This is a genomic window from Chitinivibrionia bacterium (assembly GCA_009779925.1).
In the GTDB taxonomy this organism is placed as follows: Bacteria; Fibrobacterota; Chitinivibrionia; order Chitinivibrionales; family Chitinivibrionaceae; genus WRFX01.
This window is the reverse complement of the sequence record WRAZ01000021.1, coordinates 21,298-35,093: the sequence shown is the minus strand read 5'-3', so window position 1 is coordinate 35,093 and position 13,796 is coordinate 21,298. Positions and strand designations below refer to the sequence as shown.

Here is a 13,796-nt window from a genome sequence, read left to right as displayed (position 1 = left end):
TTGTATCTGCTGAGAATAGAAACCGAGGGAATGCTTGCAGAAAACTACCAAATCGGAGCAACGGAGTTTTTTATAAGAACGGAAGAGTTTCGTCCAAGTTTTATTCGCCAAAATACCTCGCGTGATAGCAGATACGGGATTATTCTCGAAAATGCGATAGTATCCGATTTTGCGAGGATTGGGGTGATAACGCCTGAACCGGCAACGGTGAATTTGGCGATTTTCGACAATTTGGGGAATGTTGTGTTTGCGGCGGATAATGTAAGGGCGGGTTTCAAACCCGCCCCTACGGCAGATGGTGCAATTATTTGGAATTTGCAAAATTTCAACGGTCGCCTTGTCGCCAACGGTACATACCTAATCATCGCCGAAGCAACAACTGTCAGCGGGAGAAGATATTTATATTCCGCGAGAATAGGAGTGCAGAGATAAATTTACAATGATACAAGAAAAAAATAGGGCGAAAACTTTTCGCCCTATTTTTTAATCTTTCCCCAATCAAACATTTTCCCCGGATCCCATTTTACATCTTTGCGCAAGCCCAAATCCACAAGTTCTTGAGTTGCTATGTGCTGATGTCCAACTATGTTTTTTACTGTGTTAAGACGCTTTTTTATATCGCTGAGCAGAAAATTCAGCGCGCTGTATTGCGCCTCTTCAAACGGCTCTTCTTCGTTGCCGATTAACTCTATTCCGATTGAAAAATCATTTACGCCGTCGCGATTGTCGGGCGCGGGCATTCGCGATATTCCTGCGTGCCACGCTTTTTTATCTTCGGGGACAAGGTTGTAGATTTTACCGTTTCTGTCTATGATGTAATGCGCGCTTACGTCGTAGTCTTTTAGGATTTGTATGCAGTTATCGTAAGAAAACGGATTTTCGTGGGAAACGCCGCTTGCGCTCATTGCGTGAATGACTACTGTGTCGATTTTGCTTGTACCGCTTCGCTCACCCCAAATATCGGGCAAAAAATCGCTGATTATTTCCATATTACAATTGAACTTTGATTGAAATATCCCAAACGTTTCTGAGTTCTCTGTTTGTCATAAATTCGTATGAAAAATCAATGTCTATAGTTTTTCTCTGAACAGGGAAACGAACTCCGCCGCCTGTTGTTAAAAACCACGGCGTCTCAAAATTGGTGAAAATCTCTCTCTCCGCTCCAAATCTCAGACGAACTGGGTTTGCTATCTGTTGTTCAACACCGCCTGCAAATCGCCAGTTTTGGTGTCTGTAAAACGGTATTCTGCCTTCCGCTACAAACAAAGTCGAGTGGCTTACTTCAAATGAACCGCCCATAGATAATGATGCAGGAGAATTTTCTCGATAACGGTATTCTTGAAGGTATTCGTTGCCAATTTCTTTTCTTACGTCATAATATCCGTTGGTACTTGAATTATGGAAAAAATTGACAGTCGGAACGTTGTTAAATACAAATCCGAAGTCGATATTTCTTGCAAATTCCATCAAAAATCCGATATCTAATCCAAAGCCGTAAGCAGTTCCTATTTGGTCGTATATGCTTCCGCTTCCACCCATTGTTCGCGCTGACATAATATGAACATTAGCGCCTACGGAAAACGGCGGCAGTATCCAAAGGTCGGTAAATCTGTAAGCGGCAAGTGTGGAAAAATACAACTCCTGATAAAAACTTTGCGGATGTCCGCTGTAAATAAGCGAATATCCCCAGCCGATTTCTCGCGTTATTTTGTTTACGTAAGATGCGGAAATTGTATTTACAAGTCCAAATCTGTTTTGAAAGTTTATGGAAGCTTCGGGACTATTTACCCACGCGGCTCCCGCAGGGTTGTGAAATGCTCCGTAAGCGTCTTTTGAAAGTGCAACATAACAGTTTCCGAGCGCTTTTGCACGTGCTGATTGCGACATTGTGCGCATAGAAGGGTCAACTCCTGAAAGGCGGTCGTCTATTTTTATCGAAGTGCTTTGAAAATCTGTGCCGACGAGCGCTATAAAAAGTCCAAGTCCCATAAAAGCCCCCGACGAAATAAGCGCAGGGCGGACATTGTTTACCTCTGCTCCGAAATATCTGCGCAAATCGACTGCGTTTTCGAATGTGTCTATTTCGTGCATACGGAAAATTGTAGTTCGTACGACATCTTTAAGCGGCACGCCTGCATTTCCTTCTAAACTCTTCTCGCTGATTATTTGTCTGCTTTGGACGTTTATCATTTCCAATACTACGGCATAACGTCCGTTGTTGAATTCAACGCTTCCGAGTATCATTCTGTCAAGCAACAGAGAAGAGCCGAGGACAACGGCACAACGCGTTTCGCGGCAATGTTCGGGAAAATTTCTGCCGATTACCTCGTAAGCGTTTCTCATTTGTTGAGGCATTTGCACGTTATAACGTCCGATTTCGTGGAGCGCGTCGCGAATGGCGTAAGCCGCCTCTACTGCCATAAGTGAGTCGTTGTTGTTTGTGCGCAGGTTCATTATACCTATACGGGTGTTTTCGCCTTGAGCGAGAATGCCGGTCGCCAAACAAGCAAAAAATATTATCGATTTTATAAGTTTCATATCTTTATTTCCTCCGCTCTCTCTTACTTAAACAAAATTATTTCTCTGGTTTGACGGTGCAATCTTCGTCCGTCGTCAATCGTGACATTTACGAAATAACGTCCGTTTCTTGCCAATGGGCTTCCTTCGTTTCCGCGAAGCCAAAGCGCAGTATTGGGATGTATTCCTCCTTCAAATTCTACCGTTCGCGAAAGTTGCATTCTGCCGTCCCAAAATAAATAATACGATTGCCCTGATATAAGCCCCTCCAGCTTCACGTTGTAAATCATCGTTCCTTCTGCGTTGAAAATGCTTACTTGAGCTGACGGATTATAATTGGTATTGCCGCTACCTTTTGGGGTTATTATTATGCAAGCTCCTTTTACGTCTCCGTTCATTCCCGTAATATGGTAGAAATCGCTCATTGGCGAAACAAAAGGTGAGAACGGGTTCGGACGTATCGAAATATCTGCCCCGCTCGAAAGTCCATCCGCCACAACCGCCACACGGAAAGTGTTTAGGTCGTTTATGAGCCCGCCGATAGGAATTGTGAGCGATTTTTCGTTGTTCTCATCGGAATAAGTTGCTTTCGGCGCTCTGAGTAAGCCCTCTCTGTCGTCGGGTGTGGGATTTCGATATTCCCAACGAAGATTTGCGGCGTCCCAAATTGCAATGCTTACATTGTTGGCGTTTACGCTTCTGTGATAAATTTGAGGCACGACAAGCCGCAATTTAACGTCTGCTGTATCTAAATTTTCGCCTATATGCCTGCGAATTTCTATTATATCCGAAATTATCTGCCTTCTGCTTCTGTCGTTTGTATCAATGTTTTCAACGCTTCGCATAACGGAGTTTTGTATGTCGGGATTGTTGAGCAAAAGGGTTGTCGGCGTTCCTGTTGCACTAACGGGAAACAGTAATTCGGCTCTTCCGCTCTCTCTTAAGTTGCTGACAACCGTTGTACCGGCTGAACGTGGGGCTGTTCCTGCAACAGGCGCATTATAGATATGCGTGTAGCCGATAAGTACTCCTCTTTCGTTTCCGAGGGAGAACTCGTGGCGTATTCTTGAATTTATTTCAGCGGTTATGTGAACCCGTCCGATAAAATTGGGCTTCGGTATAAATTCACCGCTTGCCGCAATTATATCTCCTGCTTCTCGTGGTCTTATTATCCAGCGAGGCGTTATATTGACTTGGTTTCCGTCTCCGTCTCTCGCGTCTATGCCGAATATAACTCTCTCGTTATTCAATATGAAATTCGGGTTTTCGGGTGTGCTTTGCAAAAACGCCGATATTGTAGCGACTGCCGAGTTAGTCACTTCTATAGCGACGGTTAAAGTTCGTGTTGAATCAGAATCATCGGCAGTTCTAAATGAGCTTGACCTATTCAAACTAACTGTGAGTATAGCGTTTCCTGCTCTGTTTCCGCTGATAACGGCGCCTGTTGATGTTCTTTGAATTCCGATTATGTTATTGTCGGAACTGAAAGTAAAATCATTCGCGTTTAAATTTTCTATAAGGCTGAAGTTCGCTCCGTAAAATGCTTTGACAGCAATCTCAATTCGTCCGTTCAGCGGAAGCACAAGCGCATCACCGCCCGTGTTTGGAAGCAATTCCATACGGGTGATAATGTTAGGGTTAGCGGGGACACGTCTTGAGAACGGGAAAGTTGCGTTGCTGTACCGCCCTTCACTCGTTCTTATTACGAAATAATATTCGATGTTAATTCCTGTGCTTGTGTGGGGAATTGCAAACGAAATAGTAGTGGCGCCTATTTGTATTTGCGCTGCCGCAGTTATTGTAGAATCCCTTTCGCCTCTAATTCTAGAAACCACTTCTGCGCTTATAATGTTTGCGCCCTGTAAATTGCCAACGTTAATTTCAATATTTGTTGCCGTTGTGTTGTTGTTGGTAGTAGTTGTTGTTTTATCGTGTTCGTATCTGAACGGCATGTTAACCGTTGGATTTGCAATATCGTTCACAAAATCACTACTTTCAAAGATAAATGCTCTTTCGAGTAAAGTTATTATGTGCGGATTACTGCTTGTCGCTCTCAACAAATAATTAACGTCCGCCGCCGCATAATTTAGTACCCCGTTTTCCAATGTTCTGACAAGTGGCGAAAACACGGTAAATGAAATTGTGGAACTATCGTCGCCTGTCGGTCTGTTTACATTAGGAGCAGTCCAAACTATTGTTGCGTTTGCTTCTTTGGTGCTAATGTTTACTTCCGAAATATATGCACCGTCGTTTGTAATAAATCTTCCGTTTTTTATTTTTACGGTGGTACTTGTTATATTTCCGCTTTCTGTTATGAGTGTGGCGTTATCCATTGTTTGTCTTTGACCGCTTGCAGAAAGCGTGTAATCTCCGTTGGGAACTCTGAAAAACGAGAAATTTCCGTTATTGTCTGTTCTTACCAAAGCGGAGTTGTTTGCTCCAACAAGTGAGACAGAAACACCTTGTGGCGAGAGACCTGTCGCGGGGATTACTTGCCCGTTAATGCTTGCAAACGCGCTAATTTCAAAATTTTGCGTGTGGGTGAAGCCATCTCTTATGCCGTCTGGCGCATTTGTGTTGACGCTATCGCTGTTGAAGCCCTCGGCAGAAAATCGCATTCTGTATTGCGTTGTCGCGCTTTCGGGAACGGGCACAGTTATGCTGAATGTTCCGTAAACTCTGTCAGTTGCGCCGACTGCAACTGTGTTGCTGTCTGTGTGTTTTGTAGGGTCTATAATTTCCACTCTCGCGTTTGTTAGCGCGGCTCTTACTTGCTGATTTCCTATCCAACTTATGCCGTAAAGAGTTCCCGAAAGCATTGCCGCGCCTCTTTCAAGCACAACTACTCTGTTTTGAGATGATGAAAACTCAATTTCCGTTTCACGAGGAGCAAGTCCCGATTTATTTACTGCAAGTATGTATCTGCCTGTAGCGAGCGCAAACGAAAATCTGCCGTCGCTCGGAGTTGAAAGTAATGCCGCTACTTCTACTCTGTCAGTGTTGAATACTCTAACAGTTGCACCTGTAATCGGTTGCCCGTCTTCGTTTTGGACGGTTCCCGAAAGAGTGTTGTTTATTCTTTCGATTAAGACATCGCCGAAAGGTTCGTTTTGTCCGTCTCGCAGATTTATTCGGCGGGGAGCGGAGTTCATAAAGCCTTGTCTGCTGACGATTACTGTCCAATCGCCACTTCCGCAGTTAAGCACAAAATTTCCGTCGGGAAGCGATTGTGTTCTTACGGTATCGCCGTTGTCCGAGACAGCGGTAATATTAGCCAAGTTTACGGGTGCGCGGCTCACGGAATCGACAACTCTTCCGAAAATCGATGAAAAAGGTCTGCGGAGGAAAAGATTAACTTCTGTCGGCTCAGCTCCCCAACCGTTTATCCAGTTGACGCCATCAGGTCGCTTCCAATCACCACCTTCGTGCACTTGTATAATTTGGCTTGCGCTTTCATAGCCGTCTTTTTTCGCTGTAATTCTCATTCTTCCGATACTTCTTACTCTTTCGCCCCAGCCGTTATTGTCGGTGAAAAACAAAACGGTTTCTTCGAGTGAGCCGTCCAAAACTTCTAAGTCAATTTGGGCGAGCGCTAAATTTTGCACAAATCGTTGACTGCCGGACTGCATTTCTTCAAACGTTCTTACTACTATCTGTCCTGACGGCGCGGAATATCTGAAAGTATTCAATTCGCCTGCCTGCCCTGTTCCGTTCGGATACATTGCAACAACCCGCCAAGTATATTTGTTTTCACTCAAAATATTTGCGGCGGTCATTGTAAGAAAAGCAGTATCTTTAAATTGTCCAGCCATTACTTCGCCGCTCCAAATAAGCACTTGTGCGCTTATTTCATCCATCTCTGCCTCAGTGTAAAGAAAAACTCTGTAAAGAAGAGCGTTAGGGTCTAAATTTGTCCATTTGAAAGTAATTCTGCCGATACTGTCGGAGTGTTCGTCTCTGTCTGTGTGTCTTATAAGTTGGTCTTCCTCGGGAAAGATGCCTTGCGGTATAGGTCTTAATTGCCCCGGAACACTGAAAAACGCAGGCAACGCCATACCCGCCGAAGTATATGCGGGATTGTTTCCGTAGTTGTTAAACACGAACCACGAGTACCTTTTTCCGGGGGATAGCGGCGGGGGAGCGGAGGCAAAAATTCCCGACGGGTCGGGTTCGCCGTAAACGATGCTGTTGTCTCTTGTGATTGCCTGCCAAATCATTGAAATACCCTCAATGTTTTCAACCGACAAGTTTCCGTTGGCGTCTGTGCCTATTTTTATTTCTTCGTCAGATAAAACAACGTGCGAAAACGGAACGCCCGCAGGTTTTGTCCAAGAAAGTCTCGGCGTTGTACTTGACGCAATGGCTCCGCTGACTCTGCCGTCGATTTGCAAATTTCTGTTTTGTTCGGTGTGCGCGAGTATAATTTTAACTTCGTTAGAAATCTCATCGGTTATCCCTGTATTGCCGCTTATAGGTCTTGCGTGTACTATTAAATAGTTTATACCGGCTCTGAAATTCGGAATATCTTTGGGGTGAAAGGTTATTTCGCGAATGCCGTTTTCTACGCTTGTTGATACGCCTGCGTCCTGTATCCGTATCGAATCGGCATAATTTGCGACAACTGCACCGCTTGGGTTTCGCGAGAAACGAATAAGGTATGTAAATTGGTTTCCGAAATCGGGAAACTTCAAAGTGATTGTCGGCATTTCTGATTCAACGATGACCCAAGTCGGAAAACTTGTTATCGGAAACGTATGCTGTGCAAAAGATATTGCGGTAAAAACCGAAATCAGTGCAAAAAATTTAGTAAAAAAATTCTTCATTTCAAATTCTCCGTTTTTCAAAAATTATAGACCAAGCCGGTTTTAAATGCAGGCAAAGGCAACAAATTAAGTTCCAGCATAAGTTGCAGATTTGTTCCTATTATTCCGCCGCCCGAAAGTATCGGCAACATCGCTCCTCTTCCGTAAGGAATGAGAAAAACTTCGTTAGTGTTGTTTCTGAGTATGTTTTTCTCTTCGTTAAAGTCAATATCAAGCGATACTATTCCCAATGTGCCGAAAAACCAACCAAACCTTGCGCTCGCCAATATAAGATGGTCTAATCGGAGGGATGTGCGGAAATCAAGCCCGTCTTCCAAGAACTCTACCCTGTCATCACCGTTTATAATGCCCATATTGGGGTCGGTAAGTCCCAAATGCGCTCTTCCTATAAATTTAGAATACGAAAGCGAAAGAGACATATTTCTATATTCGCTTTCGGGGACGATGTTGTATTTCAATGTCAGAACGTGCGGCAATTCCCATCTGATGCTTTCATTTGTTTGCAGTTTTACGCTTGTTTGCTCGTTGGACATAAAGTTGCCGTTTGTTATGTTGTCAATTATAAAATTCATATCGTCCAAATCACCCGTCAGATTAAAGTTTGAAGGGTCAACAAAAAACGGCAGTGAGTAATTTGCCCGCAAACTGCCTTTTGCTCTGTCTTTAAACATAATTCTTGCCATAATGTCGAAATTCCATATTCTTGCGGCGAAAGTCGGCGACCAGCGCTCCAAAGAATATTCGCCCATTATCGGGTTTCTGAGTGAGTAGTAAATTTCAATTTCATTACGAAAATTATCTACTTCCGCTTCCACCGTTCCGTTAATATCAACGTCAAGGTTTCCTGATAAGTTGAAGTGAAATCTGTGTCTGTGCAGGCTAAGTCCGAACATAAAGAGGTCATTAAGCCTGTAAACATAGCCGAAAGTCATCGCTTCCCATCCTAAAGAAAAGTCTATGGGGGTATTTATCATTCCGCGCATAATCATATTTATGCCGTCATCCATAGGATCTTCCATATCGGCGGTATTAAACAGAAAACTCGGAATTCCCGTTCTGTTTTCGTATCGAAGCGACATAACGTTCATGTGTGAAAACGAACAGACGCCGCCGAGCATCGGCACATCTACTCTTATAGTGGTGTTTGCAAATTGTCGCGCGGAAAATTGCGGAATGAAACGCTCGTTGTCGGTGAAAGGCATTGATACGCCGTCAAAAATTTCGTCCATAATATCGTCGCCGGGCGCAAACCTTATCGGAATATTAACCGAATAAAACCCTCTGGCGTTATCAAAACTGACATTAAGCGGCGAACGCAAGTAGTCGTAGTTAAACCCCAGCCCCAAAGACACACTTATGTCGGGTGTACGCATTGTTAAACCGTCTATTCGCCCATCTGTTTGCGAAAAAACAAGCGTAAAGCTCAAAATCGCGCACAGGAAAATCCTAGTCCAATAATACTTATTTAGCATTTTAAGCAACTCTCCTACTAATTCGTCGATAATATACTATATTGCAAAACATAAAATCATAAAAAAATGAAAAAATGTTGTTTTTGTAAAAAAACTGCGCAATTTGTGCGAAAATATCGTATATTTGTTGTAGTAAATCAAATAAATACAATAAATAAGGAGTGTTGTAATGAAGTATTTTTTAGGTGTTTTTGTTTTGGCGGCGCTTTTTTTGGCGGGTTGCCAATCTTTTGACGATTTGTCATCGAATGTTCAGGAGCGATTTCAGGCGCTTGAACAGAAGGGGTTGCCCGATTCTTTAATTACGCCTATCAGAATGGCGTTCACCACCGCGCAGTTGGACAGAAACAGAAATCGCAACGACAACGCGATGAGAAATATGAACGTCGCGCTTGAGGCGGTAGAACGCGCGGAAAAGTATTTGGAAAATTCGCTTTCCGAATTAAAACCGCGAGTTGTTGCAAGACGTAATGCTTTGGCGGCAAGAGCGGAAAGTGATTTCAGAGGTCTTCAGAAATTTGACGCGGACTCGATTGTCGCGGTAATCGACAGTTTTCTCAGCATAGATTTTGTGTTTAGAGCGCAAAGTGTTGTCCAGAAATTTGAAGACAATTATGCAAAAATGGTAAGTGCGCAGGCGACTGCGGATTCTGTTCGTCCAAGAATTGTGGGAACTTGGGTGTATTTGGACACTGCAAAACACGCGTTCGACAGAAATGTTAATGCAATAGAGCGCAGAACTTTCATTCTTAACAGAGATGGCACAGGAAGATTTATAAGCGAAAAAAGAGGGCAGAGCGCGCCAAACCTCAGAGAAGAATGGAGATTTGAAACAAGAGGAAATTGGGATTTGAGAGGCAATGTAATTTATCTTGCGGCTACAAGATGGACAGGTTCGGAGCAAAAATTCTGGCAACTTAACGAAAATACGGGGCAATGGGGCTTTATGAACCACGAAACAAATCAGTTTGTCAATAATCAGCCAAGCATTGTTGCGGCGGACGTGTTGGAAAGCGACCATCCCGATATAGGAAGACAAAGCCTTTTTGTCTCGTTTGACGATTTGCAACGAGATTTCAGGCGGCAGAGATAAGAAGGCAGTTTGTGCAGAGACGCGTGCTTGCGTCTTTTGAGGTGTTAATAAAAGGGGTGAAGAAATTTGCCTCTTTTATTTTATAAAAAAAATCCCTATTTGTTTATGGCAAATATTAGTTTAGTGTCGGTTTTAGGCGGAAAAATAAATTTTGCCAAGAAGTTAAGGGAGAAATGCAAATGGCTAATTCGGTTGTGATAGGCTCTCAATGGGGCGATGAAGGCAAGGCGAAAGTAATAGATTATATCAGCGATAAATCGGACATAGTCGTTCGGTATCAAGGCGGCGCAAACGCAGGGCATACAGTAATAGTCGATGGGAAAAAGTTCGTGTTTCATTTAATACCGTCGGGAATTATTTCAAAAGATAAAATTTGTGTTATAGCAAACGGGGTTGTCTTTGACGCCGAGCAGTTTTTGCGCGAAATAGACGAATTAACCGAGCAGGGAATAGAGATAGGCAATCGCCTCTTTGTTTCGGATATTGCGCATTTGGTTTTGCCGTATCATAAGGTCGTTGACGGTGCAAGCGAAGAAGCGCTTGAGCGCCAAGGCTCCAAAATCGGCACAACAAAAAGGGGGATAGGTCCTGCGTATTCCGACAAGTCGTCTCGTTGCGGGATAAGAGCGGGCGATTTGCTTGATTTTGACAATTTTGTGAAAAAACTTACTGCGCAATTCAACGAAAAAAAGAGGCTTGTCGAGCAATTTTATGGTGCAAAATTCGACCTGTCGCTCGAAGAAATCATAGAAAAATACAAAGAAATAGCTCCGAAAATAACGCCGCTTCTGACAGATACGTCAAGATTTCTGTTTGAGCAAAGCAAGGCAGGGAAGTCGGTGCTTTTTGAAGGCGCACAAGGAACATTCTTGGATATTGACCACGGCACTTATCCGTATGTTACAAGCAGTAATACCTCGGTCGGCTCTGTTGCGACCGGAAGCGGATTTGCGCTCAATAAATTGGACGAAATAATCGGAATAGTAAAAGTGTACACGACGCGTGTAGGAAACGGACCTTTTCCGACCGAACTTTTTGACGAGGACGGTGAAAATCTGCAAACTATCGGCGGCGAAAGAGGCGCGACTACAGGAAGACCTCGTCGTTGCGGTTGGTTTGACTCGGTATTGCTGAGAAAATCAATTCAACTCAACGGCTTTACAAAACTTGCGATAACAAAGTTGGATGTGCTCAACACTTTTGAAAAAATAAAGATTTGCACAAAATACGAAATTGACGGAAAAATCACCGACCAATTTCCGAGCATTCCCGAAATGCTGGAGCGTGCAAAACCGATTTACGAAGAATTTGACGGATGGCTTTGTTCGTTGGAAGGTTGCACGAAGTACGAAGACTTGCCCGAAAACGCAAAAAAATATTTGGCGCGTCTTAAAGAATTGTGCTACGGGGTCGAATTTAGTATGGTGTCGATAGGACCCGACAGAAAAGAAACCATAGGGATGTAAAAATGCGCAAGGAAATACTCCTAACCTTGATTTTGCTTGTGATTGCGGCGAGCGCCATAATCTTAGGGTCGAGTGTTGAGTATTACAATCCCGCACTTGCGATTGCGGCTCAAGCGCGCGCAAATGTTGTTCCCGACAGGTCGTTCGTTTATGTCTTCAACGGGACTAATCGCCAAGGGCTTGCCGCAAGAACTACCGAACTTTTGCGCACGAGGGGGTTTGACGCGCACAGCAAAGGAAATGCAAGAGCACGAACTTATACGCGAACGCTTGTTATTTCGCGAAACGGAAAAATGGAGCAGGCAAGAGCGGTTGCGGAAGTTTTGGGAGTGCGAACGCCGTTTTTCCTGATAAGCGACACCGAAACGACAAACGAAATAACAGTGATAGTAGGCGACGATTTTAGAGACAGATAACACAGAGCGCAAGAAAATACGACGTAGAGACGCGATGCTCGCGTCTGAAAAAACGAAAAAAGAGAGGGCGAAAATAAAAATGGACATTAAAAACAACGAAGAATTAAACGCGGCAATAAAAATCTTAAAAGATTCAAAAGCCGAGGATATTGTCGTCATTAAGACGGATTTGGAGACAGTCGGAACAGAATATGTAATAGTTTGCAAGGGAACGGCATTTGTCCACGTTTCGGCGATTGCGCAAAATCTTAAAGACAGGCTTAAAGTCGAAAACGGAATAGCTCCTTTGGTTTACGAAGGCAGAGAACACGGTCGCTGGGTGCTTGTAGATTATCCGTTTGCGACAGTTCACGTGATGTTGCAAGAGCTCAGAGATTACTACAAAATAGAAGAATTGCATAAGGATTGCGAGCGTTTGGAAATCAAATAATCGCGCAAATTTTATATTAGGAAAGGAGTTTTGTGTGAAAGCATTTGTTGTACTCGAAGACGGTAAAGTATTTGAAGGTAAGTCGTTCGGCGCTTCGGGCGAAGTAGCGGGCGAGGTTGTTTTTTCTACGGATATGGTCGGCTATCAAGAAGTTTTGACCGCCGCTGAAAATCAAGGGAAAGCGGTTTTAATGACTTATACAATGATTGGAAACTGCGGGATAAGCAAAGATGTCGCGGAAAAAAACATAACCGCTGCAGGAATTATAGTAAAAGAGGCGTGCGTAAATCCGTCTAATCATACAAGCGTTATGACTTTGGGCGATTACCTTAAGAAAAACGGAAAAATCGGAATAGATGGTGTTGATACCCGTGAAATTATGCGCTACATTCGCAACAATACGATGAAAGCGGTTTTGTATGCGGGTGATGAAACTCCCGATTTTGAAATATTGACAAAAAAGGCAAAGTCGTAAAATACGTTATTTATAAAATATTTGCGCCGATGTGTGGCGATAAATTATTTTTGTGCGAAAAAAAAGGAGATTATTTGTGAAACACAGCAAAAGCGAAGAAGCACTGACATTTATCAGAGAAAAGAAAAATACGCTGATAGCGGTTGTAGCCGCGGCGTTTGTCGTTGTTATGGCGGTATTGTCGATTAACTACCTTAACGAACAAAAGCGAATTGAAGCAAAAAGAGCGTTCGGAGAAGCGCTTATCACGGCAACCGACAGAAGTGTGTTGGTCGATATGCTCAGAGATGTTGCGCAGGAGCACAGAGGTAGCGTTTATGCTACATACTCGCTTATGCTTATCGGGCAAAATCTGATTGATGCGGGCGAATACAGAGAGGCGGTCAGCGTTTTGGAGCAGGCGCTTAATTCTAAACTTCCGTCGCAGTCGCAGTTTTTGACCGCAATGATTTTGGAAGCAAAAGCAATCGCGCTCGAATTTAACGGCTCGCTTGACGATGCAATTTCAGCATACGAAAGAGCGCTTTCGGTGCCGAATAACTTTTTCCGTCGAAACGAGATACTTTTCAAGCTCGCTCTTCTTGATATGAGAATGGGTGCAATCGAATCGGCGAAAATACGTTTTGAACAAATTATTGCCGACGGCTCGGCAAACGACAGAATTATGAGAATAGCAAGAAACGAATTGAGCGCTCTTGAACTTTAATTTTAGTGAAAACATTTAAGGAGGATATACAAATGAAATTCGTATTGTTATACGAGGACAAAAAAAAGCGCATTGCGGTAGAAAAGCAATTTACCGACGCGGGACATCAGGTAATTACTTGCGAGAGTTCTAACGATTTCTTCATCGCGGTAGAAAACGGTGGCTTTGACAGAATTATAATCGACGTAAAATCGTGGTTCAGAGGACTTTGTGTTTATCGTTATTTCGGTATCGCAAAAAAGATTGCAGATATACCGATAATGTTCATAAATGCGCCCGAAGGCTTTACGGTTTTGGACAATATTCGCGAAAGAAACCCGCAAGATATATACGTTCTTAAAGAAGAAGGACGTGAAAATCTTGTTGCACGGGTCGCCTGAAAAAAATAGGGGAAAAAC

Annotated in this window: 12 protein-coding genes; 8 read left to right on the top strand and 4 right to left on the bottom strand. The window is 43.4% G+C overall.

Features of this window, described 5'->3' with window-relative positions:
* Positions 1–432, top strand: a 432-nt coding sequence (locus FWE23_07210; GenBank protein MCL2845221.1) for a hypothetical protein, incomplete at its 5' end; no start/stop codon positions are given.
* 44 nt (positions 433–476) lie between these two features.
* Here the strand turns inward: FWE23_07210 and FWE23_07205 are convergent.
* From FWE23_07205 to FWE23_07190, 4 genes are read right to left on the bottom strand one after another with little or no spacing between them, the layout of a single operon-like run.
* Positions 477–989 (bottom strand): N-acetylmuramoyl-L-alanine amidase, encoded by a 513-nt coding sequence (locus FWE23_07205; protein ID MCL2845220.1) that lies wholly within the window; start codon positions 987–989, stop codon positions 477–479.
* Position 990: 1 nt separating this feature from the next.
* Positions 991–2,538, bottom strand: coding sequence for a hypothetical protein (locus FWE23_07200; GenBank protein MCL2845219.1), 1,548 nt, complete (start codon positions 2,536–2,538; stop codon positions 991–993).
* Between the two features lie 23 nt (positions 2,539–2,561).
* Positions 2,562–7,340 (bottom strand): carboxypeptidase-like regulatory domain-containing protein, encoded by a 4,779-nt coding sequence (locus tag FWE23_07195; protein ID MCL2845218.1) that lies wholly within the window; start codon positions 7,338–7,340, stop codon positions 2,562–2,564.
* 17 nt (positions 7,341–7,357) lie between these two features.
* Positions 7,358–8,812: a hypothetical protein gene (locus FWE23_07190; protein MCL2845217.1), complete on the bottom strand. Its 1,455-nt coding sequence runs from the start codon at positions 8,810–8,812 to the stop codon at positions 7,358–7,360.
* Between the two features lie 169 nt (positions 8,813–8,981).
* Here FWE23_07190 and FWE23_07185 point away from each other — a divergent pair, with 169 nt between their 5' ends.
* The 7 genes from FWE23_07185 (at position 8,982) to FWE23_07155 (ending at position 13,778) form a co-directional block, all read left to right on the top strand.
* Entirely contained in the window at positions 8,982–9,905 is a 924-nt protein-coding gene (locus FWE23_07185) for a hypothetical protein (protein ID MCL2845216.1), read from the top strand.
* Between the two features lie 179 nt (positions 9,906–10,084).
* A complete protein-coding gene (locus tag FWE23_07180) occupies positions 10,085–11,371 on the top strand; it encodes an adenylosuccinate synthase (protein MCL2845215.1) in 1,287 nt (428 codons plus the stop codon).
* 2 nt (positions 11,372–11,373) lie between these two features.
* Entirely contained in the window at positions 11,374–11,787 is a 414-nt protein-coding gene (locus FWE23_07175) for a LytR C-terminal domain-containing protein (protein ID MCL2845214.1), read from the top strand.
* A gap of 79 nt (positions 11,788–11,866) precedes the next feature.
* Positions 11,867–12,217, top strand: a complete 351-nt coding sequence (gene rsfS / locus FWE23_07170) for a ribosome silencing factor (GenBank protein MCL2845213.1) — start codon at positions 11,867–11,869, stop codon at positions 12,215–12,217.
* 34 nt (positions 12,218–12,251) lie between these two features.
* Positions 12,252–12,692, top strand: a complete 441-nt coding sequence (locus FWE23_07165; protein MCL2845212.1) for a hypothetical protein — start codon at positions 12,252–12,254, stop codon at positions 12,690–12,692.
* Between the two features lie 76 nt (positions 12,693–12,768).
* Complete coding sequence (locus FWE23_07160; protein ID MCL2845211.1) at positions 12,769–13,398, top strand: tetratricopeptide repeat protein; 630 nt, start codon at positions 12,769–12,771, stop codon at positions 13,396–13,398.
* A gap of 32 nt (positions 13,399–13,430) precedes the next feature.
* Positions 13,431–13,778, top strand: coding sequence for a hypothetical protein (locus tag FWE23_07155; GenBank protein MCL2845210.1), 348 nt, complete (start codon positions 13,431–13,433; stop codon positions 13,776–13,778).
* The last annotated feature ends 18 nt before the right edge of the window (positions 13,779–13,796 follow it).